Raw genomic sequence first — 20476 nt, forward strand, 5'->3', positions numbered from 1 at the left:
ACGGGGCGTTCGCAGATTGATCCCCATAAGGTTACGTCGCACGTCGTAAAGTACTGGTCAATCGTGAAGGTTGTCAGCGAGGGACAAATTTGGGGGAGTAAAGTGCCGGATTCTGTTGCCAGGCTCCGGCGGGCCCCGCCTTACGTCGCTAAACGCAAGGACTTAGGTTTCAATAGTTCCGGTCGCTTACGCGGCCATCGCCATTGGAGCACGATTGTCATTTGCAATTGTACATTTTACGCCGATAACGGTGGCAGTCAGCCGAGATAAAGCAATACCCCTTTAGACGTTCGTCGATCCTATTTCGACCCCATGATCCGCAAATGACGGATGTTTGGTGGAGTCGCCGGGTACCGCCCCCGGGTCCGAACCGCTTATTACGAGCGCGTTTATATCCATAGTCCCGAAGGACATTAGTAAGGTAGTGCCAAGCCGCGCAGAGTTCAAGAGGCTAGAGGTTGATCGAGAGCGCAATCACGGCCACCGACAGTTCGGACGCGAAGAAAATCCATTTCAACCTTGTCCGACCGTCCAACAACAATGACGTGGCGCGACCTAATGCACCTCCACCCCAAATAAAACCGATCATGGCAAAGGCGACAGGGGTTGCCAGAATGAGCGCTCCCAAACCAGACATCACAAAAAGGGCACCAGAGGCGGCGCGTATCTCGGATTTTCCCATCGTGGAGCCGCTATCGGTTAGATCGACTTTTGACATGGTGAAATCGGGGAACAGCCACCCCGCCATGCCAAAACCGATGCTTAGAAGGGCCAGCGCCCAGTTGACGAGTGTGACAATCTCCATGAGATGCTCCAGATTAGCCGCCACGTCGCGGCGTTGATCGCTTGTGTGATGGCTTAACGCCTCCAGCAACGACTATGTTTCCGCTACATCGCCCCTGCCGGCTGATATTTTTTCGAAAAGCCCGCGCGCCAGCGTTTGTGTTTCAACCTCCAGCGCCATGAGGCCATCACTCACGGCGATACCGTCCCGCGCCTCCACGGCTCGGGCGATTTCGACGTGTAGTGCGACAATACGTGCGCGGTCACGGGCAGAGAAGGTGATCATATTCATCAAGGGCTGCATCGCCTCGACCGCCCCGGCCAACTGGTAAGACAGGACCGGATTATCTGCCCCGTCGACCAACGCGCGGTGGAATGCCACATCCGAGGCGCAAAATGCCTCGTCTGTCAGGCCCGGCTGGCTTTGGCGGTGGATCTCTGCGCGCATGGCGGCCAGTAAGTCAGCGCTGCACCTTTTAGCGCTCAAGTCGGCACAGGAGCGCTCCAGCGCAAAGCGAGCCTCGCAAGCGGTCTCGAAACTCACATCATTCATCGACAGCAAAAGGGTGGAGGTGGTGATTTGCTGTGCGTAAGCCTCCTGAAAGCTGAGGCGATTGACAAATGCTCCCCCCGTCGCACCGCGCTGTGTCCGTATCAGCGATTGCGCCGCCAACCGTTTGAGCGCCTCGCGTACCGTGGGCCGCGATACCGAAAACTGATCGGCAAGCTCGGCCTCCGAGGGCAGGCGTGCATCAACAATCAGCCGACCCGAAATAATCTCGTCGCGTATGGCTGAGGCGATCTGCGCCGAAAGGTCGGAAGTGCTTTTGGGATCAATTTTCATATGTCAGACAATTACTATTTGGCAAAACTCTAATTGTCTGACATTAAATTTGCAACGGAAGACTCACCTTCGAGGTCTGCCATGCGAGGGAGACGCAAAACGTGCCACACCTTTTACGATCCACGCTCTGGTTGGCCTTTTTCGGGCTGATCCTTGTGTCGTGGTGGATGATGGTGAGCATGAGCACTTCCATGGGCCTTGATGTGCTGGGGAGGCCTGATGCTATGGCCGAGATGATGCGCCGTATGGACCCGCGGATGGACATGAAAATGCCAATGGCCGAATTCGGCCCGCTGGTGGCGATGTGGGCTGCGATGATGGCGGCAATGATGTTACCGACACTTGTGCCGACGCTGCGCGCCTATGAAGACCTGATGGTGAGTGCCAACGGCACGCGGGCCGGATGGCTCGGCGTGATCGCAGGATATTTCCTCGTTTGGGTGGTTTTTGCAGTCGTGCTGGCAGGCGTACAGTTGGCCCTGCTGTTTGGCGGCGTGATCGACATGCTGGGGATCGTCACCTCGCGCTGGTTTGCTGCTGCATTACTTATTGCGGTTGGCCTCTACCAGTTCACCCGCGCCAAAGAGGTGTGCCACGGTGTGTGTCACAGCCCGTCAATCTATTTTCTGGGTCATTGGCGCACGGGATTTGCAGGGGGGGTCTACATGGGGCTTGGCCTCGGGGCATTTTGCGTCGGATGCTGTTGGGGTTTTATGGCGCTGGGATTTGCGGGCGGTGTGATGAACCTTGCGTGGATGGGGCTTGCCACATTTTTCATGGTGCTGGAAAAATTACCGCAAATTGGACATTATCTTACAAAACCAATGGGTGTTGGCCTGATCCTCGGCGCGGGTGTCGTGGCGGGCTGGCCGCAAATTTCTTAGATATCTCGGGAGGATATAATGGGTAACAGAGAAATGACGCCGGCAAACTGGGCGATTAAGGGCGAACTGTTTTTGAACTGCTCGTGCGAGTTGTTTTGCCCCTGTGTGGTCAGCCTTGGCGCACATCCACCCACCGAAGGGCACTGCCATGCATGGATGGCCATTGCCATTGATGAGGGCAATTACGAGGGCGAAGACCTCAGCGGTTTGAACGTTGGCCTGCTTGTCGATATTCCTGGCCGCATGGGCGAAGGCAACTGGCGCGTCGGCGCCTATGTCGACGAGCGGGCGAATGACACTGCCTATAACGGGCTGTTGCAGATCTTCTCGGGCGCGGCGGGTGGAACAACGGGCCTGTTTACCATGCTGGTTTCCGAAATCATCGGTGCGGAGCGTGCGCCGGTCGAAATCATCCGGGACGGTAAAAAGCGCGCGATCAAAATCGGCCGCAAGATCAGTGGCGAAATCGAGATGATCGAAGGCGCCAAGCCGGACCACCCGGTGATGATCAGCAACTCTAAATACTGGATGGGGCCCGATATCATCGCCGCCATCGGCATTAAATCCAAAGTGCGCGACTATGGCCGGGTTTGGGATTTTGGCGGCAAATCAGCCGAGATCTGCCCCATCGACTGGAGGGGCGCTGCGTGATCGCCAAAGAGTATGTTTTGCAAATGGCACGCTATAACGCGTGGCAAAACAGCCAGTTGCGCAAGGTCGTAAAACAAATGGACGAGGCGGATCTGACAGCGGATCGCGGAGCGCCCTTTGGCTCCATATTCGGGACGATGAACCACATTTTGTGGAGCGATATGAACTGGATGGGCCACTGGTGCAGTGATGTACCCTCACCTGCGGTACCAAAGGCCGCAAGTGCGACATTGACCCCCACCTATGGCGTGTGGGACGCAGAGCGGTTCCGCCTTGACGGGCGCATTTGTATTTGGGCGCAAACCCTTTCGAACGTGGATCTGCAAGGGATGCAAAGCTGCTCTTCGGGCGAAAACAAACAACAGATCTCCCGTTCCGTCGGGGTCTGTGTGACGGATATGTTCAACAGTCAAACCTATCATCGTGGGCAGATCAGCCAGATGCTCTCGGGCGCTGGAATCACACTACCTGTGTCGGATCTGATGTTTTTACCGGAGGACGCCTGATGGCGCTTATTTCCCAAACGCGGCGCCTGCGCCGCACTCCCTTTTCCGAGGGCGTAGAGGCGGCAGGCGTGTCGGCCTATACGGTCTATAACAGGATGCTTCTGCCTACCGTCTTCAAAAGCGTTGAGGAGGATTACCACCACCTCAAATCGGCAGTTCAGATCTGGGATGTGGCCTGCGAGCGGCAGGTCGAATTGCGCGGTCCCGATGCGGCGCGCCTTATGCAAATGCTGACCCCGCGGGATTTGCGTGGGATGCTGCCGGGGCGCTGCTATTACATCCCGATCGTGGATGAGACTGGCGGTATGCTGAACGATCCGGTTTGCCTCAAACTGGCAGAGGATCGCTGGTGGATCTCCATCGCAGACAGTGATTTGCTGCTTTGGGTAAAAGGGATCGCCAATGGCTACCGCCTTGACGTTCTAGTGGACGAACCGGACGTCAGCCCCTTGGGCGTGCAGGGTCCGAAGGCAGACGATTTGATGGCCCGTGTGTTCGGGGATGCCGTGCGCGATGTACGGTTTTTCCGCTTTGGCATGTTCGATTTTCAGGGCCGTTCGATGGCAGTGGCGCGCTCGGGATACTCGAAACAGGGCGGCTTCGAAATTTATGTGGACGGCACCGAGATGGGCATGCCGCTGTGGAACGCGCTGATGGAGGCCGGTAAGGATCTGGACGTGCGCGCAGGTTGCCCGAACGGGATTGAGCGGATCGAGAGCGGCCTGCTCAGCTATGGCAATGACATGACTGATGACAACACCCCCCACGAATGCGGATTGGGTAAGTTTTGCGATACCCAAACGGCGATTGGTTGTATCGGGCGCGATGCCTTGCTACGCGTCGCAAAAGAGGGCCCTGTGCAGCAGATCCGCGCGATCGATATCGCCGGTCCGAAGGTGCCGGGATGTAACCGTGTGTGGCCGCTTATGGCGGGTGACAAACAGGTGGGGCAGGTGACCTCTGCTGCGTGGTCACCTGATTTCAACACGAACGTCGCTATCGGCATGGTGCGTATGACACATTGGGACGATGGCACAGCACTTAGGGTGGAAACACCTGAAGGCCCCCGCGATGTGACAGTGCGTGAGGCCTTTTGGGCCTGAGCCGCGAAAGACTGCCGGACCCGGGCCAGCTCCGGACACCGGAGCTTTTGGAAGATGAAGAACTAAAGAGTAATTGGGGGATCCCCCGGAAGGAAAACGATATGTTCGATGCAATGATTGTGACCAAGGATGATGAGGGTAAGACCTCAGCCGCGCTGACGCAGATTTCTGTAGATGACCTGCCCGAAGGCGAGGTTCTGGTAGCGGTGGAATACACCACTGTGAATTACAAGGACGGTCTATGCATGAGCCCCGGCGGCGGCGGATTGGTCCGGAACTACCCTCACGTGCCGGGCATCGATTTCTCGGGCACGGTAGAGGCATCGTCGGATGCGCGCTACAAAGCCGGGGATAAGGTCGTGCTTACGGGTTGGCGTGTCGGTGAGGCGCATTGGGGCGGTTATGCACAAAAGGCACGGGTAAAGGCCGATTGGCTGGTGCCGCTGCCGGCGGGGATTGATGCGCGGCAGGCCATGGCGGTTGGTACCGCCGGTTTCACCTCTATGCTGTCGGTGATGGCGCTGGAGGATCACGGCATCAAATCGGGGCCTGTTCTGGTAACAGGCGCGGCAGGCGGTGTAGGTTCTGTTGCTGTGGCGATCCTTGCCGCATTGGGGCATGAGGTGGCCGGTGTAACCGGACGGCCCGAAACGGCCGATTATCTGAAATCACTCGGAGCGACCCAGATTGTGGCACGCGAAGAAATCAACGAAACGGTCAAACGCCCTTTGGAAGGCGAGACATGGGGCGGCTGCATAGATGCAGTAGGCGGTGCTATGCTGGCGCGTGTGCTGGGACAGATGCAATACGGGGCCTCGGTGGCTGCTGTGGGTCTGGCCGGTGGTGCAGGTCTTCCTGCGACAGTCATTCCATTCCTGCTGCGCGGTGTGAACCTGTTGGGGATTGATTCAGTTATGCAGCCCTATGATAACCGTCTTCGCGCGTGGGAGCGGATTGCAAAAGATCTGCCCATGGACAAGCTGGAATCCATGATTGTACCGGCTAAGATGTCGGATCTGCCCAAACTGACCGCAGATATCCTGACCGGCCAGGTGAAGGGCCGCGTTGTGGTCGACGTAAACGCTTAATCAATGCGTGATGCCCTGTCCCCTGCGGCCCGCTCTTCCAGAGTGGCACAGGGGCAGGGCACAGACATACGCGTCCCCTTTACCAATAGGGAACAACCGCTGAATTCTGTCCTATGCGAGAATTCGCGCGTGGACAAAGTGTCCTGCCCCCATCATACGTCCGGTCTTTAAATCATGGAGGGGGAGGCGCCTTGTCTCCTGGCGCCCGTTATCTTTGCACTGTGGAAAATCGCTTTTGCGATGCTGGGCTGTTGGATGACCGCGAGCGCCCGCTCTGAGGTTTCAGCGACAGGCCCGGCACGGTTAAAATCAACCAAAATCGCTAGAATATAGTAGTATTGTTGCCTCGAGCGCTTAGCATAGAGGCAATTAACAAAAGTGAGGATAATAAAATGGCGCTTAAGCCACCCCTGATGGATCTTCCCATCGCAACCGCTGAAAAAGGTTTTTACCGCGGCTTTAGCATCGATGTTACAATCGCCAGTAAAGTCATCATCTCGGCCATTGTAGTCTGGGCAATTTTCTGGCCGACACAATCCGGATCTGTCCTTAATGGTCTGAATTCCTTTATTCTGGCGAACTTCGCGGCATGGTATATCTATTGTGTGGCTTTCTTTATCCTTGTTTGTCTGGGGCTGGCATTATGGCCTACGGCGGGGCGGATGAATCTTGGACTTGAGGGTGACAAACCTGAGTTCACTAACTTCTCGTGGTTTTCCATGATGTTCGGCGCTGGTATCGGTGTCGGCATGCTGACTTGGGCGGTGGCCGAGCCTGTGTCCCATTTCGCATCCAATCCCGAAACCATTCAGGGGCTGTCGACCGGTGGCGACGCTGACAACGTGCGCAATGCTTACAAATGGTCGTTTTTGCACTGGGGCTTTGGGGCTTGGGCCTGTTATGCGGTCTGTGGCCTGTCATTGGCGTTTTTCAGCTATCGCCGCGGGCTGCCGCTCACCATCCGGTCTGGGTTGACGCCGCTTTTCGGCACGGCTCTTTCCGGGGTTCTTGGCACAGTCATTGATATCGTCGCGGTGGTCGCAACGATCCTTGGTGTGGCTCAGACCCTTGGCTTTGGTGTGGACCAGTTTGTTGCGGGTCTCACGCGCATCGGAATTGGCGGTTTGACGGATGATACAGGGGGCGCTTCGACCTTCGGCATTATCGTAGCGCTGCTGATCATCATGGGCGCTTCCACGCTGTCGGCATTGTCTGGGGTCGGCAAGGGGATCAAATGGTTGTCAAACATCAATATGGTGCTGTCGATTATCCTCCTGAGCTTCTTCATTATCTTCGGCGCCACATGGTTCGGATTTAATGCGATGTTCGTTGGCCTTTGGGATTATGTCACCGCCCTTCCTGGTATGAGTTTTAATGTCTTCAAATCAGATGGGGTCGAGGGCTCTGAGGCCTTCTTGCTCGCACAATGGCAGGGCTGGTGGCCGGTGTTCTACTGGGCATGGTGGATTGCGTTCGCACCCTTTGTCGGGCTGTTCCTTGCACGCATCTCGCGTGGGCGCACAATCCGCGAATTCGTACTGGGTGCGCTGATTGTCCCTGCGCTGATGTGTTTTGTATGGTTCGCTTGGGCCGGTGGCACTGCCATTGATCTTGAGTTGAACGGCGGCGCGAACGGTGTCATTTTTGACGCGGCCAATGGCGACAAGATTTTTGCCATGACCGAATTCATGCTCGCCCCGATTAATGTCTGGCTGGCGTGGGGCATGGCGCTGCTGATTGTGGTTTTGCTGATGACGTTCCTTGTGACCTCGGCTGACTCAGCTGTGCTGATTGTGAACACGATCAATGCGGCAGGTGACGAAGGACCAAAGTCGCGTCCGCACATCCTGTTCTGGGGCGCTGCTCTGGGCCTTGTGGTTGCGGGCCTGCTGATCTCGGGCGGCACATCCGCAATCCAGACCGCGATGGTTATCGGTGCTTTGCCCTTCAGCCTTGTGATGGTGCTTATGTGTGTCTCCTTGATCAAGGCGATCTACAATGACGGTCGCCGCGAAGCCGCAGGTGTTGCCACACTGACCGATCCTGACGAGGCATTCGTAGCACCAGCGGAATAATCCGCACAGAAGCCGCGTTACACAAACAATCAAAGCCCCGAAGTTTATGCTTCGGGGCTTTTTGCATTTGACGCGGAGGCGCGGTTCGGGGAACGTAGGGCTATGAAATTAGACATCGAATTTGTGCGCAGCCAGTTTCCCGCATTCGGGGAGCCAGAGCTGCAAGGGCAGGCGTTCTTCGAGAATGCAGGCGGCTCCTATACCTGCGGGGCAGTCATTGACCGCCTCACGCGTTTCTACACCCAGCGTAAGGTGCAGCCCTATGCACCCTACGCTGCCAGTACGGTTGGCGGGCAGGAAATGGACGAGGCGCGCACCCGCATGTCGGCACTTCTGGGCGTGGAACCAGACGAGTTGTCTTTTGGCCCCTCGACCTCGCAAAATGTTTACGTACTGGCACAGGCCTTTGGTCAGTTGCTTGAGCCGGGCGAAGCGATTGTTGTTACCAATCAGGACCATGAGGCAAACACCGGTCCGTGGCGCAGGCTGGCCGAGCGGGGAATAGAGATCCGCGAGTGGAAGATCGACCCCGAAACCGGCCATCTGGATCCGGCAGCCCTTGAGGACTTGCTCGACGAAAAAGTGCGCTTGGTCTGCTTTCCGCATTGCTCGAACGTGGTGGGGGAAGTGAACCCGGTGACCGAAATCACGGCACTGGCCCATGCGGCGGGCGCATTTGTCTGTGTAGATGGCGTATCTTATGCGCCGCATGGATTTGTCGATGTGGGCGCGCTGGGGGCCGATATCTACATGTTTTCGGCCTACAAAACCTACGGTCCCCATCAGGGTTTGATGGTTGTACGCCGTGCGTTGGCGACACTGTTACCTAATCAGGGCCACTATTTTAACGAAGGTAGCCTCTACAAACGGTTTACCCCTGCTGGACCGGACCATGCACAGGTGGCTGCATGCGCAGGTATGGCCGATTACATCGACGCGGTTTACGCCCATCATGGGGGCGGCACCGCAGATGCGGCCGGGCGCGGTGTGGTCGTGCATGACCTGATGCGCGATCATGAAACAGTTTTGTTGCAACAACTTCTGGATGCGGTGAAATCCCGAAATTCCGTGCGCCTGATCGGCTCTAGCCGTGCGCAGGGGCGTGCCCCGACGGTTGCGCTTGCCCTCAACAGGGCAGGTGAAAGCGTAGCGCGTGAATTAGCCGAAAAAGGGATCATGGCGGGGGGCGGAGATTTTTACGCCATTCGTGCATTGCAGGCCATGGGCGTCGATGCGGAAAAAGGCGTTTTGCGCCTCAGCTTCACCCATTATACAAATCAGGCCGAATTAGATCAGCTTTTGAACGCTCTTGACGATGTTTTGTGAAACCTTTGCCTTGAACCGCCCGTGGCTGACCTAAGTCCAGACGGGACTACAAACAAAGGTGGACCTGTTGAGCGAGACTTCTCCTATATTGATATGGCTTCGCCGTGACCTGCGGCTGAGCGATCATCCCGCACTTCATGCGGCCTGCCAAAGCGGCCGGCCAGTTATTCCTGTGTTCATCCTTGATGCGCAATACGATGCCCTCGCAGCAGCGCCCAAGTTCCGCTTGGGTCTGGGGCTTGAGCATCACGGCGCAGCGTTGGAGGAAAAGGGCAGCCGTCTAATCCTGCGCCGCAATCAGAGCGCACTGGACGCCCTGCGCGAACTCATCGAACAGACAGGCGCAAAATCCGTTTACTGGACACGCCAATATGATCCGCAGGCGGTTGCGCGCGACAGCGATGTAAAGTCTGCCCTTAAGGATGAGGGGATCGAAGCCAAGTCTTTTGGCGGCCATTTGATGTTCGAGCCGTGGACAGTAGAGACCAAAACTGGCGGGTACTACAAAGTGTACACCCCTTTCTGGCGCAGCGTGAAGGACCGCGATGTGGAGGCGCCATTGGCAGCGCCCGCAAAGATAACAGCGCCCGAAAGCTGGCCCGCCTCTGACCTGCTGGCCGATTGGAATATGGGCGCAGCCATGAAACGTGGCGCTGATGTGGTGCGTCCGTTTGTTCAGCTTGGAGAGAAGGCCGCACAATCGCGGCTCGGCGCGTTTCTGGCCCATAAGGTTGCAGACTACGACACCACCCGCGACCTGCCGGGCGTTGATGGAACTTCATGCTTGAGCGAAAATCTGGCTTTGGGCGAAATCAGCCCGAACCAGTGTTGGCATGCAGGCCAACGCGCCCTTCATGAAGGAAAATCCGGCGCCGAGACATTTCTGAAGGAGCTGGTCTGGCGCGAGTTCGCATATCATCTTATGCATCACACCCCCCGCATTCTTGACCGCAACTGGCGCGAGGAATGGGAGGATTTTGACTGGAACGAGGACGAGCGCCGCGCCGAGGTAAAGGCGTGGAAACAGGGCCGCACGGGTATTCCCTTTGTAGATGCGGCCATGCGCGAGATGTACGTTACTGGCCGCATGCACAACCGCGGCCGCATGATCGTGGCCAGCTATTTGACCAAACATCTGCTGTGCCACTGGCGTATCGGGCAAAAATGGTTCGAGGAGTGTCTGATCGATTGGGACCCCGCCAGCAATGCGATGGGCTGGCAATGGTCTGCAGGGTCCGGTCCTGATGCGACGCCGTATTTCCGTGTTTTTAATCCGGTGACCCAGCTCGATAAATTCGACAAAAAGCGCGATTATGCAGACCGCTGGATCGCCGAAGGGCACCGCAACCCACACAGTGATGCCTTGTCGTTTTACGAGGCAATCCCGCGCCAATGGAATATGACCGCACAGGATTCATACCCCGCACCGGTCGTGGATGTTTCAGACGGACGCAAGCGGGCCCTTAGCGCTTATGAAAACAGAGGTTTTTAGGTGTTTCACATCTCTGCAATCTTAAATAAATTAACGAATAATCCGACGGGTAGGGACACTTGATGATTTTAACGACCACGGAAGCGCAGAACGGTCTGCCACGATATTTCGCGCGCGTTATGGGTATGGCGAGTTCGCTCCGGTATGGACGTATTGATTTCATCCTGCCCGACGGGCGCCATTTCCGCGCCGAGGGCCCTAATCCCGGGCCGGTCGCAGAATTGCACGTGCACAACAAGGACCTTTTTGCGCGTCTTATCCGCGAAGGCGATCTGGGATTTTGCGACGCCTATCTTGATGGTTGGTGGAGCACTCCTGATTTGCAGGCTTTCATGGATTTCATTCACGCTGACAACGAAGACATCTATGACGGGTTTCCCGGCATGGGACTGGTGCGCCGCTACGAGCAATTACGCTTCTGGCTTCAGCGTAACTCTAAGGATCAGGCCCGCAAGAATATTTCCTACCACTACGATCTGGGGAATGATTTTTACGGTCTTTGGCTTGATGAAACCATGAGCTATTCAAGTGCGATTTTTGCCGATCCTCAAGAGAGCATGGAAGCCGCACAAATCGCCAAGTACAAGTCGATGGTCGACGAGATGGGTGTGAGTGCGGGCGATCATGTTCTTGAAATTGGCTGTGGTTGGGGTGGCTTTGCCGAATATGCCGCAGCCGAGCGCGGATTAAAGGTGACCTGCCTCACCATCTCGGAGGAGCAGTTTAACTATGCGGTGGACCGCATTGAAAAAGCTGGGCTTTCCGATATGGTGACGTTCAAGCTTCAGGATTACAGGGATGAAAAGGGTCTGTATGACGGGATCGCCAGCATCGAAATGTTCGAGGCAGTAGGCGAGCAATACTGGCCAGTTTATTTCGAAACTGTGCGCGAGCGCCTCAAACCCGGCAAAACGGCCACTTTCCAGATCATTACGGTGGCCCATCGCCGCTGGAAGGTTTACAAACGTGGTGTTGATTTCATTCAAAAATACATTTTTCCGGGCGGTATGTTACCCAGCCCGATCGTTTTGCGCGAGCAGATCGAAAAAGCGGGCCTTGCGGTAGAGAACTCAATTGAGTTCGGAAAAAGCTATGACATCACATTGCGCCGCTGGCATGAGACATTCAATGATAAGTGGGAGCAAATAGCAGAGATGGGATTTGATGAGCGTTTCAAGCGCATGTGGAATTTTTACCTCACTTCGTGCGCTGCTACATTTGACAGTGGAAATTGTGACGTAACCCAGATTACGGTGCGCAAACCGGGATAGTGCCGGTGTTCGGGATCTGAGGAGCCGCAAATGCCCACAGCTGCACGACTTGTTGCTGCGATATTGCTTGCCATTCTAGCATGGATTTTATCCGATATTGTCAGACCGCTTCTGCCCGAAGGGACCCAGTTCGGGCGCTTTAACTACGTCAATGCCTTCATCGGCATCTGCGTCGGCTGGACCGTGATAGGCAGCCGTGTAGGCCGCGGTTTCGTATCCGCGATTAACAACGGGGTGACTGGCACTGCTGTTTTGATCCTTTGGGCCTTGTTTTTCCACGGCTGTGTGGAAATGTTCCGCCTTGCCATGCGTAACCGCTTCGATGGTCCTATGGAGGCGCTGACCAGTATCTTTCTCATCGGGTCTGAGTTCGGTGTGATGATCGCCACACCAACATTTTTCGGTGCTGCTTTTGCTGGCGCTTTGGTGGTTGGCCTTGCAGCAGATGCCGCAGCAAGACGATGGCGCTAGGACGTGATTACAGCGCTTTTCTTTTATGGCACTCTTCGGCACGCGCCGCTGTTGGAGATTGTGCTGGGGCGGTCCATATCTCCCGCTGATCTGGTAGGCGCTACATTGGAGAACTTTGCAGCCTATGCCGTTGCGGAAGGGCCATTTCCAATGATTGTGGCGTCGTCAGGTGAGGTGGCCGAGGGACTTTTGGCCACCGGCCTGACGCAGGAAGATATTGCGCGCCTTGATTACTACGAAGGCGGTTTCAATTATGATCTGAGGGAGGTTGTGCTGGCGCACGGGCAGGCGGCGCAGGTTTATGTCTGCGCGCCAGACCGCTGGACCGCTCAGGAGCCATGGGATTTCACGGCTTGGGCCGATAAATGGGCTTCGATGTCGTGCCACGCGGCAGTGGAGGTGATGGGGCATTACGGCAATCTTGACCGCGATACCGTAGCGCGCATGTTCCCGCAGATACGCGCGCGGGCGTGGTCAAAGGTGCTTGGAGCGCGATATTGCGCAGTGCAGGACGTGTTCGCGGGCAAACTCGAAGTTGTTAAACAAGTCCGTGCTTATACCGGCTATTTCGCGGTAGACGAGCTGAGCCTGCGTCACGAGCGGTTTGACGGCACCATGTCGCAGGTGCTGGAGCGGTCATATTTTATCGCCGGTGATGCGGCCCTTGTGCTACCCTATGATCCGGTGCGGGACAGGGTTTTGGTAGTCGAGCAGATGCGTATGGCGCCGATTGGCCGCGACGACCCTGAAATCTGGCACCTTGAGCCAATCGCTGGTCGCGTAGACCCTGGCGAAATGCCAGAGCAGACCGCGCTGCGCGAGGCGCAGGAGGAGGCAGGCCTTGAGCTGGACCGCCTCGAAGCGGTCGCGCGCGGCTATCCCAGCCCGGGCGATTCAACGGGATATTATCATATCTTTGTAGGTCTTACCGATCTGCCCGATGGCACCGCATGTATCGGCGGCCTCGAGACAGAGGCTGAAAATATCCGTTCACGCCTGATTTCATTCACGGATTTCCTCGCCATGGCCGAGCGCCAGGCGCTGGCCAACACGCCACTGGCGCTTCTTGCCTATTGGCTGGCCCACCACCGAAGCAGGTTGAGGTCCTGAGGCCAGAGCGATAGATATGTACCTGACAATAGTGAGGGCATAAAATGCATATAGCGCGCGATCTGGAACATGCAGTGGGCAACACCCCCCTGATAAAATTGCGCGCAGCGAGCGCGCTCACAGGATGTGAAATCTACGGCAAGGCGGAGTTTTTGAACCCCGGACAGTCAGTCAAAGACCGCGCCGCCCTGTATATTATCCGCGATGCCATTGCGCGCGGGGATCTCAAGCCCGGCGGCACAATCGTCGAAGGCACGGCTGGCAACACTGGCATCGGGCTGGCGCTGGTTGGTGCCTCAATGGGGTTCAAATCCGTGATCGTCATCCCCGAGACGCAATCGGAAGAGAAAAAGCAGATGCTCCGCCTTGCAGGCGCCGAGTTGGTGCAGGTGCCTGCTGCGCCATACCGAAACCCGAATAATTTTGTGCGCTACTCCGAACGGTTGGCCAAAGAACTGGCCCGTACAACAAACGAAGGTGTAATCTGGGCAAACCAGTTCGACAATGTGGCGAACCGCCAAGCCCACATCGAGACAACAGGCCCTGAAATCTGGGCTCAGACCGACGGCAAAGTCGATGGCTTTATCTGTGCAGTTGGATCGGGCGGTACGTTGGCCGGTACGGCCATGGCGCTCCAGCCCAAGGGGGTGAAAATCGGTATTGCAGATCCTGACGGTGCAGCACTTTTCAGTTACTATACGACCGGCGAACTTGCGATTGAGGGCGGCTCGATCGCCGAAGGTATCGGGCAGGTGCGCATTACCAAAAACCTTGAAGGTTTCACCCCTGATTTCGCCTATAATATCTCCGATGCCGAGGCATTGCCGCTTGTCTTTGACATGCTTGAGCATGAGGGACTATGCCTAGGAGCCTCGTCTGGTGTGAATATCGCGGGTGCAATACGGATGGCGCGCGAGATGGGCCCAGGCCATACCATCGTGACCATCCTTTGTGACTACGGCACACGCTACCAGTCCAAGCTGTTCAATCCTGTGTTCCTGCGCGAAAAAGGCCTTCCTGTTCCGGAATGGCTGGAACGGGCACCGGCAGATATTCCATCGGTCTTCGAGGACGTATGATCTGGCGTCTGCCGCAGGTAATGGTGCGTTTTTTTGCACTGCTAGGCATGCTGGTGCTTTGTGCAGGCGCGGTTTTTGCACAGGATGTGCCCGGTGTCGACATGACCGGCTGGCGTGCTATTGCGGACCGTGCAGAAGCGGCGGTTGATGATCCGCAAACTGCCAATGAGGCGCTGGAGGCCTTTCGCGGTCAGCTGGCGCAGTTCCGTGAGCAGTTCAACGAAGCCCGCGGTGTTAACGCAACCCGAATAGCAAGTTTACGTGACCAGATTTCGCTGTTGGGTAGTCCTTCCGTTGAGGGTGACGCAGCGCCAGAAGCCGCAGATATTGCGGCCAAACGAACCGAGTTGGAGGAGCAGCTTGCTGTTCTGCTGACCCCTGTGCAGGTGGCCGACAGTGCCTATACCCGTGCCGACGGGCTGGTTGGCGAGATCGACACAATTGTGCGCAGCCGGCAGGCCGAAGAACTGTTGGTCATGGTCGAGAGCCCGCTCAATCCCGTCCATTGGCCTGTGGCCTTCGAGGCGCTTCGCACCGCCGTATCAAAGCTGTGGAGCACGGTCGGACCGGAGCAAGCCGCCGAGCGGCGCACCGAATTATTGCGTAAACTGCCGCTGATCGCGCTGTGGACACTAGCGGGCCTTGGGCTGATCCTGCGGGGCAGCCATTGGACCAAAATGATCATCACAAAGCTGGGCAAACGTGGCACCCGCGGTGTCGGTGTGTGGCGGTTCGTGGCCTCGCTTTTACGTATCGTATTTCCGTTGTTCGGGCTTACACTGCTAAGCTATGCAGCCCGCAGCACAGGATATCTGGGGGAGCGGGGAGACCAGCTCGTGGTGCTGATCCCTGTTCTTGGCGGGTTCATGCTCGGGTTTCGCTGGGTGGCTGAACAGGTGTTTGCCCGCGACGACGATATCGCCCTACTGGAGCTAAGCGCACGGGACCGTAGCGATGCACGGTTTCTGGTCAGTGGTATCACACTCCTCATTATTACCAACACGTTGCTGTTGCGCATTGTCATACTCGACGGCGGCAGCAGTCTGACCAAAACGGTTGTGAGCTTTCCGTTCACAGTGCTTATCTCCTATGGCATTTACCGGATCGGCCGGTTGCTGCGCCACTACGGAAAACAGGTTGTGCGCGAGGAGAAGGAGGAAGATGACATCACCCGCGCCAGTACATTGGGCAGGCTGGTGCGCAGCCTCGGTACCATCGCGGTTCTTGTGGCCATTGTCGCACCGCTCCTACAGGCGATGGGCTACTATAATGCCTCTGAATTTGTTCTTCAGCCAACAGTGCTGACACTGGTGATTTTGGGCCTTGTGCTGGCACTCCAACGGTTTAGCGCGGATGTTTATGGCGCCATCACAGGGCAGGGCATCCAAGCGCGCGAATTGCTTCTGCCAATTTTCTTTGGTTTGGTGCTGCTGCTGCTGGCGGTACCGTTTCTGGCGTTGGTCTGGGGCGCGCGGGTCTCTGATCTGACCGAAGTATGGGCGGCCTTCAGGCGCGGCTTTGCGATCGGAAATTCGCGCATATCCCCCACCGACTTCCTGACCTTTGCACTTATTTTTGCCCTCGGGTATTTTGGTACGCGGTTGGCACAGGGCGCGCTTAAAACCAATGTACTGCCCAAAACCAACATCGACAAAGGCGGCCAGAACGCAATCGTCTCTGGCCTCGGGTATGTGGGTATTTTTCTGGCCGCGCTGGCCGCAATCACGGGCGCTGGGATCGACCTGAGCTCTCTTGCCATTGTCGCCGGTGCTCTGTCGGTCGGTATCGGCTTTGGCCTGCAAAATATCGTCTCGAATTTTGTCTCCGGCATTATCCTGTTGATCGAGCGGCCCATTTCCGAGGGCGACTGGATCGAGGTGACTGGCGGGCAGATGGGATTTGTGCGCGATATTTCGGTACGCTCCACACGGATCGAGACCTTTGACAAAACAGATGTCATCGTTCCCAACGCGGATCTGGTCAGCGGTACAGTCATAAACTACACCCGTGGCAACACCTTAGGGCGGGTAATTATTTCGGTTGGCGTCGCCTATGGTACAGACACGCGAAAGGTCGAGGAAATTCTGACCGAAATCGCAAATGCTCAGCCTATGGCACTTGCAAATCCTGCCGTTCAGGTGCTGTTTCTGAACTTCGGTGCCTCTTCTTTGGACTTTGAGATCCGGATTTTCCTGCGCGATGTAACATGGCTGAATATCGTGAAAAACGATGTTAATCATGCGATTGCGAAACGTTTCGCCGAAGAAGGTATCGAGATACCGTTCCCGCAACAAGACATCTGGCTGCGTAACCCCGAAACGCTGAGGGCAAGCGCGCCACAGGACTCGAATTTGGGCAGGACCGTCAATCTTTATGGCGGCGCCGCGGCCACACCACAAAATGAGGGCGATCAATGACGATAATGCTGTTCCGCGATGATCCATATATGCGCGAGGCAAATGGCCGTGTTCTTGCCCATACCGAGGAGGGCGGGATCATTCTGGATGCCAGCGTCTTCTACCCCACTGGCGGAGGCCAGCCCGGTGATAGCGGCACGCTGGAATGGGACGCAAAGCGGATGGTGATTGCAACAGCCGTGAAAGGTGAGGGCGAGACTATCGTCCTTGTGCCCTCAGAACCTGTGGCCCTGCCGCCCATTGGCTGCCACATCGTTCAGCATCTGGACTGGGACCGTAGGCACAAACACATGCGAATTCACACAGCCCTGCATCTGCTGTCTGTGGCGGTTCCGTTCGCAGTCAGCGGCGGCGCTATATCCGCCACGCATGGCAGGCTTGATTTCAACATGCCCGACGCGCCCGAAGATCGCGAAGCCCTTGAGCAATCGCTCAATGCCTTCATCGAGCGTGACGCCCGGGTGAGTGATGGCTGGATTACCGAGGCTGAACTGGACGCAGCGCCGGAGCTGGTCAAGACGATGGCTGTAAAACCACCCCGTGGCACCGGAGACATTCGTTTGGTTCGGATCGGCGAGGAAGACGACTGGATCGATTTGCAGCCCTGCGGCGGCACCCATGTTGCTCGCACTGGAGAGATCGGTGCGCTACGCCTTGGAAAAATAGAGAAAAAGGGCAAGTTGAACCGCCGGATCTATCTTCATCTCGACAGTTAGATGTTTGTCTAGGGTGTTGCGCATTTCGGGCTTGCGCACACGCGCCATCCCTTGATAAGACGCCTTCAACGGACAGGTGGCCGAGTGGTCGAAGGCGCACGCCTGGAAAGTGTGTAGGCGGGAGACCGTCTCCAGGGTTCGAATCCCTGTCTGTCCGCCAACTATCCCCTTATCTCGGAATTATGCCGCATTTCGCTTTGTCTGACTACGCAGCAGCGGGCGGCTAGCGATGAATTCCCTGTTTTTCTGAAGCAGGGAATAAAGTCATTCGGAACAGGGCGAATAAAATCTGAGCATCGGTGATAGCCGAGATGTGCGCCTGTTCATGCCCGCACATGGGCATCTTGCTGCAGATCAAGTATTCAGGGTAAGGTCGGGCGGTTGCGCTCCGCCAGGTGGTGTTTCTGTATTAGGGTGAGAGAAATAAAAACAGGTATTCGTTGCCGTTCACGGCTCAGTCCACAACGATTCAACCAGCATCGCCACCTCTACAGCCGAGCAAATTTCAAGGTTAACCGTACCGCTGCTGTGACTGAGAGGTGCGGCCTCTACGCAGCCTAAAAGATTGAAATCTCTTGAGAACAAAGACTATTTCGATTTGGTCTGGCAGCACCTGCAAAGCTGTTTTCAACAGCGACAGCAAACCACCCCGTCTCAACAGCGATCTTGCGCGAAAACGAGCCGCAGGTATGCTTTGGATCATTTTGCACCTGACGCATGCGGAATTCCGGATTGCTGGTGTAGCCAGTTTGATAAAAGGCAATCTTGGCAGCGTGAAATCAAGGACATGTGTCTTGCTTGGTTTCGATGTCGACGCCTCACCACAGCCTGCGAAGTTAACAGCCCTGTTCAACATGTTCACAACCGCAACATTTTGGTGCTGCACACAATCATGCTCATAGCGGCGATGACCTGTGTTTTGACGCAGCGCAGGCCCGATCAACTCAGCCGTAACGCTCTGCCTCAGTTGCTTATTAATCTTTTGAGAAGATCAAGCATCCAGCACGGTGCCCACCAGTTGCTCCAGCTTTGATCCGAAAGCGTTGCCGCCAATTTGTGTGGCCGCCTGCAGATTCAAGATGATCACGATGGCAGTCACCTTCCGGTCAGTGCAATCTGTTTGGACGAGGGAGTTGTACTTCCATTGTTCACGTGTCCAGTTTCCTGTCTTTAACTCAGGCGGGCGGGCAAAATTAAACACCCAATTACTAATGGTTTGGATGCGCATAGGCGCTCATTGAGGTATCGGAAGACGCGTTTTAGGCAGATAATGATTTACAAGTCAGGTTCGAGTTAATCAGGCGCATGTTGGAGCAATATGCTGTGGGAAAGGCAGCGGAGTAAGTTACCAGAGTTTCTCAGGAGAGTTCTTTTAAATTTGATCATCGGCAAATTTGGAAATCGGCACGATCGGCTCAAAGTTGCCGTTAAGACGTGCAGTTTTACGCTGTGGTAGTAGTCCGCATCTCGGACATTCGTTGCGACCGGCAAATCAGGGTTTGGATTAGCGTACGACGAAAGTACCCCAAGCCAAGACAAGACTAAGTTGCCTCTAAGGCAGGCTTTACGTCATGCGAGGCGTGCGCGCCCTTATCCGCAGAGGCGGTTCAGGAGGTCGAGATTGCGAAGCAGCCGATCTTTGGACGCTCCGCCTTCGGCACGAAGTTCTGAAATCAGGACCTCTTCCAGTGCGGACACGTTCTCTGCGGCGATGGCAAAGATGTCATCTTCGGATGCCACGGTGCGCAGACCCGGCTTGCGCGGTGCGTCGTCCAAGGTGGTGCCCAACCGGTTCTCGACCCATTTCAATTCGTCGCGGTTTGCCTCAATAACCGGGTCAGTGAGCGAGGGGTCAAAGGCCAGCTTGCCGGTCCCAATCTGGGCGACCTTGTTGACGAAGGCCATGTTCCTGCCGCTCATTCGGGTACTACCGTCTACAGGCTCGTTATTGAGAATGCGCTGGGTGTAAAGCAAACAAAAAGCCTCAAGCGAGAGACCCTCGTTGGCGCGCACATAATCGGTTTTTGGGAGGTCAAGCCCGGCGGTGTCGAAGAAATCGGTCAATACGTCATTGTCTTTGAGCGCGGCAATGTCGAATTTCTTCAGCAGCACGTTCTCGCGTCCGAATACTGTGTCAAGTTTATGGATCGCATTGCGGTAAGGCGGAAAATGGAACTTCAGCTTCTTCGGGTTACGCTTGATCATCTCCTGCATCGCACTGGTCATGAAGCCAACCGGTGGGCGGACATAGAGAATGACCTGAATCTCGTCGCAATATGCGGCATAGAAATCACGCAGCCTCTGCACTGCTGGGAGAGGAGAAGTCACCAACCGCTCGGCCGAAAAGACGGTGGTATGATATGCAGGATCAGTAAGATTTTGGCGCAGGGTATCTTCGGTCTTGGCCTTGCGTTGCAGAACCTCGGGAGCGCCGGGGGCGAATTTCGACAGGCCTGGCGGAACACCACCCTCGAACAGTAATACCATCAAGCCGTTTTGGCCACCACCGGGGCCACTATCAGGAACGTAAACGCCCTTGGGCGCGTTGCTTTGCAGGGTCATCTGGATCGACGTGGTGCCTGTCTTGTGCATGCCTGCATGAATAACCGCGCGCATCGTCCACTCCTTCGACAATTCCTATTTTTGGCTAGTAGGCCATA

The 20476-nt window shown here is 56.1% G+C and carries 18 protein-coding genes, 1 tRNA gene and 1 other RNA gene; 15 read left to right on the forward strand and 5 right to left on the reverse strand.

The window, feature by feature from the left end; genetic code table 11:
• Positions 1-101 precede the first annotated feature (101 nt).
• The 3 genes from ssrA to C8N30_RS13715 all read right to left on the reverse strand — a co-directional run bounded on the left by ssrA (position 102) and on the right by C8N30_RS13715 (position 1627).
• Positions 102-451, reverse strand: a transfer-messenger RNA (tmRNA) gene (gene ssrA, locus C8N30_RS13705).
• Positions 452-805 carry a DUF4345 family protein gene (locus C8N30_RS13710; RefSeq protein WP_037967884.1) on the reverse strand — a complete coding sequence of 118 codons (354 nt, stop codon included), beginning with the start codon at positions 803-805 and terminating at the stop codon, positions 452-454. It lies immediately after the preceding tmRNA gene.
• A gap of 72 nt (positions 806-877) precedes the next feature.
• Positions 878-1627 (reverse strand): FadR/GntR family transcriptional regulator, encoded by a 750-nt coding sequence (locus C8N30_RS13715; protein WP_025062225.1) that lies wholly within the window; start codon positions 1625-1627, stop codon positions 878-880.
• Between the two features lie 167 nt (positions 1628-1794).
• On the opposite strand from C8N30_RS13715, the gene C8N30_RS13720 reads away from it, so the two are divergent.
• The 15 genes from C8N30_RS13720 to C8N30_RS13790 all read left to right on the forward strand — a co-directional run bounded on the left by C8N30_RS13720 (position 1795) and on the right by C8N30_RS13790 (position 17976).
• Positions 1795-2511 (forward strand): DUF2182 domain-containing protein, encoded by a 717-nt coding sequence (locus C8N30_RS13720; protein WP_409373600.1) that lies wholly within the window; start codon positions 1795-1797, stop codon positions 2509-2511.
• A gap of 18 nt (positions 2512-2529) precedes the next feature.
• Positions 2530-3162, forward strand: a complete 633-nt coding sequence (locus C8N30_RS13725; protein ID WP_025062223.1) for a DUF1326 domain-containing protein — start codon at positions 2530-2532, stop codon at positions 3160-3162.
• On the forward strand, positions 3159-3668 hold the full coding sequence (locus C8N30_RS13730) for a DinB family protein (RefSeq protein ID WP_025062222.1): 510 nt from the start codon (positions 3159-3161) through the stop codon (positions 3666-3668). The genes C8N30_RS13725 and C8N30_RS13730 overlap by 4 nt, the downstream gene beginning before the upstream one ends.
• Entirely contained in the window at positions 3668-4771 is a 1104-nt protein-coding gene (locus C8N30_RS13735; RefSeq protein WP_025062221.1) for a dimethylsulfoniopropionate demethylase, read from the forward strand. The genes C8N30_RS13730 and C8N30_RS13735 overlap by 1 nt, the downstream gene beginning before the upstream one ends.
• 101 nt (positions 4772-4872) lie before the next feature.
• Positions 4873-5859 carry an acryloyl-CoA reductase gene (gene acuI, locus C8N30_RS13740; RefSeq protein WP_025062220.1) on the forward strand — a complete coding sequence of 329 codons (987 nt, stop codon included), beginning with the start codon at positions 4873-4875 and terminating at the stop codon, positions 5857-5859.
• 392 nt (positions 5860-6251) lie between these two features.
• On the forward strand, positions 6252-7934 hold the full coding sequence (locus tag C8N30_RS13745; RefSeq protein WP_025062219.1) for a BCCT family transporter: 1683 nt from the start codon (positions 6252-6254) through the stop codon (positions 7932-7934).
• A 102-nt stretch (positions 7935-8036) separates the two neighbouring features.
• A complete protein-coding gene (locus tag C8N30_RS13750; RefSeq protein WP_025062218.1) occupies positions 8037-9260 on the forward strand; it encodes an aminotransferase class V-fold PLP-dependent enzyme in 1224 nt (407 codons plus the stop codon).
• A gap of 67 nt (positions 9261-9327) precedes the next feature.
• Positions 9328-10752 carry a cryptochrome/photolyase family protein gene (locus tag C8N30_RS13755; protein ID WP_025062217.1) on the forward strand — a complete coding sequence of 475 codons (1425 nt, stop codon included), beginning with the start codon at positions 9328-9330 and terminating at the stop codon, positions 10750-10752.
• Between the two features lie 62 nt (positions 10753-10814).
• Positions 10815-12023 (forward strand): SAM-dependent methyltransferase, encoded by a 1209-nt coding sequence (locus C8N30_RS13760; protein ID WP_025062216.1) that lies wholly within the window; start codon positions 10815-10817, stop codon positions 12021-12023.
• A 30-nt stretch (positions 12024-12053) separates the two neighbouring features.
• Positions 12054-12494 carry a TrgA family protein gene (locus C8N30_RS13765; protein WP_025062215.1) on the forward strand — a complete coding sequence of 147 codons (441 nt, stop codon included), beginning with the start codon at positions 12054-12056 and terminating at the stop codon, positions 12492-12494.
• A gap of 3 nt (positions 12495-12497) precedes the next feature.
• Entirely contained in the window at positions 12498-13604 is a 1107-nt protein-coding gene (locus tag C8N30_RS13770) for a gamma-glutamylcyclotransferase (RefSeq protein WP_322787460.1), read from the forward strand.
• 44 nt (positions 13605-13648) lie between these two features.
• Positions 13649-14683: a cysteine synthase A gene (locus C8N30_RS13775; protein WP_025062213.1), complete on the forward strand. Its 1035-nt coding sequence runs from the start codon at positions 13649-13651 to the stop codon at positions 14681-14683.
• Entirely contained in the window at positions 14680-17100 is a 2421-nt protein-coding gene (locus C8N30_RS13780) for a DUF3772 domain-containing protein (RefSeq protein WP_232222810.1), read from the forward strand. The genes C8N30_RS13775 and C8N30_RS13780 overlap by 4 nt, the downstream gene beginning before the upstream one ends.
• Entirely contained in the window at positions 17097-17816 is a 720-nt protein-coding gene (locus C8N30_RS13785) for an alanyl-tRNA editing protein (RefSeq protein ID WP_025062211.1), read from the forward strand. The genes C8N30_RS13780 and C8N30_RS13785 overlap by 4 nt, the downstream gene beginning before the upstream one ends.
• A 70-nt stretch (positions 17817-17886) precedes the next feature.
• Positions 17887-17976 (forward strand) — tRNA-Ser (locus tag C8N30_RS13790).
• An 831-nt stretch (positions 17977-18807) separates the two neighbouring features.
• On the opposite strand, the gene C8N30_RS13805 is transcribed toward C8N30_RS13790, so the two are convergent.
• On the reverse strand, positions 18808-19044 hold the full coding sequence (locus tag C8N30_RS13805; protein ID WP_025062209.1) for a hypothetical protein: 237 nt from the start codon (positions 19042-19044) through the stop codon (positions 18808-18810).
• 362 nt (positions 19045-19406) lie between these two features.
• Entirely contained in the window at positions 19407-20432 is a 1026-nt protein-coding gene (locus tag C8N30_RS13810) for a sulfotransferase family protein (RefSeq protein ID WP_025062208.1), read from the reverse strand.
• Between the last annotated feature and the right edge of the window lie 44 nt (positions 20433-20476).

The organism is Sulfitobacter guttiformis, assembly GCF_003610455.1.
GTDB classification, from domain to species: domain Bacteria; phylum Pseudomonadota; class Alphaproteobacteria; order Rhodobacterales; family Rhodobacteraceae; genus Sulfitobacter; species Sulfitobacter guttiformis.

Coding starts and splice junctions, on each gene's coding strand:
- C8N30_RS13750 (WP_025062218.1), top strand. CDS start 8,037: ATGAAATTAGACATCGAATTTGTGCGCAGCCAGTTTCCCGCATTCGGG.
- C8N30_RS13735 (WP_025062221.1), top strand. CDS start 3,668: ATGGCGCTTATTTCCCAAACGCGGCGCCTGCGCCGCACTCCCTTTTCC.
- C8N30_RS13715 (WP_025062225.1), bottom strand. CDS start 1,627: ATGAAAATTGATCCCAAAAGCACTTCCGACCTTTCGGCGCAGATCGCC.
- C8N30_RS13745 (WP_025062219.1), top strand. CDS start 6,252: ATGGCGCTTAAGCCACCCCTGATGGATCTTCCCATCGCAACCGCTGAA.
- C8N30_RS13710 (WP_037967884.1), bottom strand. CDS start 805: ATGGAGATTGTCACACTCGTCAACTGGGCGCTGGCCCTTCTAAGCATC.
- C8N30_RS13810 (WP_025062208.1), bottom strand. CDS start 20,432: ATGCGCGCGGTTATTCATGCAGGCATGCACAAGACAGGCACCACGTCG.
- C8N30_RS13725 (WP_025062223.1), top strand. CDS start 2,530: ATGGGTAACAGAGAAATGACGCCGGCAAACTGGGCGATTAAGGGCGAA.
- acuI (WP_025062220.1), top strand. CDS start 4,873: ATGTTCGATGCAATGATTGTGACCAAGGATGATGAGGGTAAGACCTCA.
- C8N30_RS13780 (WP_232222810.1), top strand. CDS start 14,680: ATGATCTGGCGTCTGCCGCAGGTAATGGTGCGTTTTTTTGCACTGCTA.
- C8N30_RS13805 (WP_025062209.1), bottom strand. CDS start 19,044: ATGCGCATCCAAACCATTAGTAATTGGGTGTTTAATTTTGCCCGCCCG.
- C8N30_RS13775 (WP_025062213.1), top strand. CDS start 13,649: ATGCATATAGCGCGCGATCTGGAACATGCAGTGGGCAACACCCCCCTG.
- C8N30_RS13760 (WP_025062216.1), top strand. CDS start 10,815: ATGATTTTAACGACCACGGAAGCGCAGAACGGTCTGCCACGATATTTC.
- C8N30_RS13765 (WP_025062215.1), top strand. CDS start 12,054: ATGCCCACAGCTGCACGACTTGTTGCTGCGATATTGCTTGCCATTCTA.
- C8N30_RS13720 (WP_409373600.1), top strand. CDS start 1,795: ATGATGGTGAGCATGAGCACTTCCATGGGCCTTGATGTGCTGGGGAGG.
- C8N30_RS13785 (WP_025062211.1), top strand. CDS start 17,097: ATGACGATAATGCTGTTCCGCGATGATCCATATATGCGCGAGGCAAAT.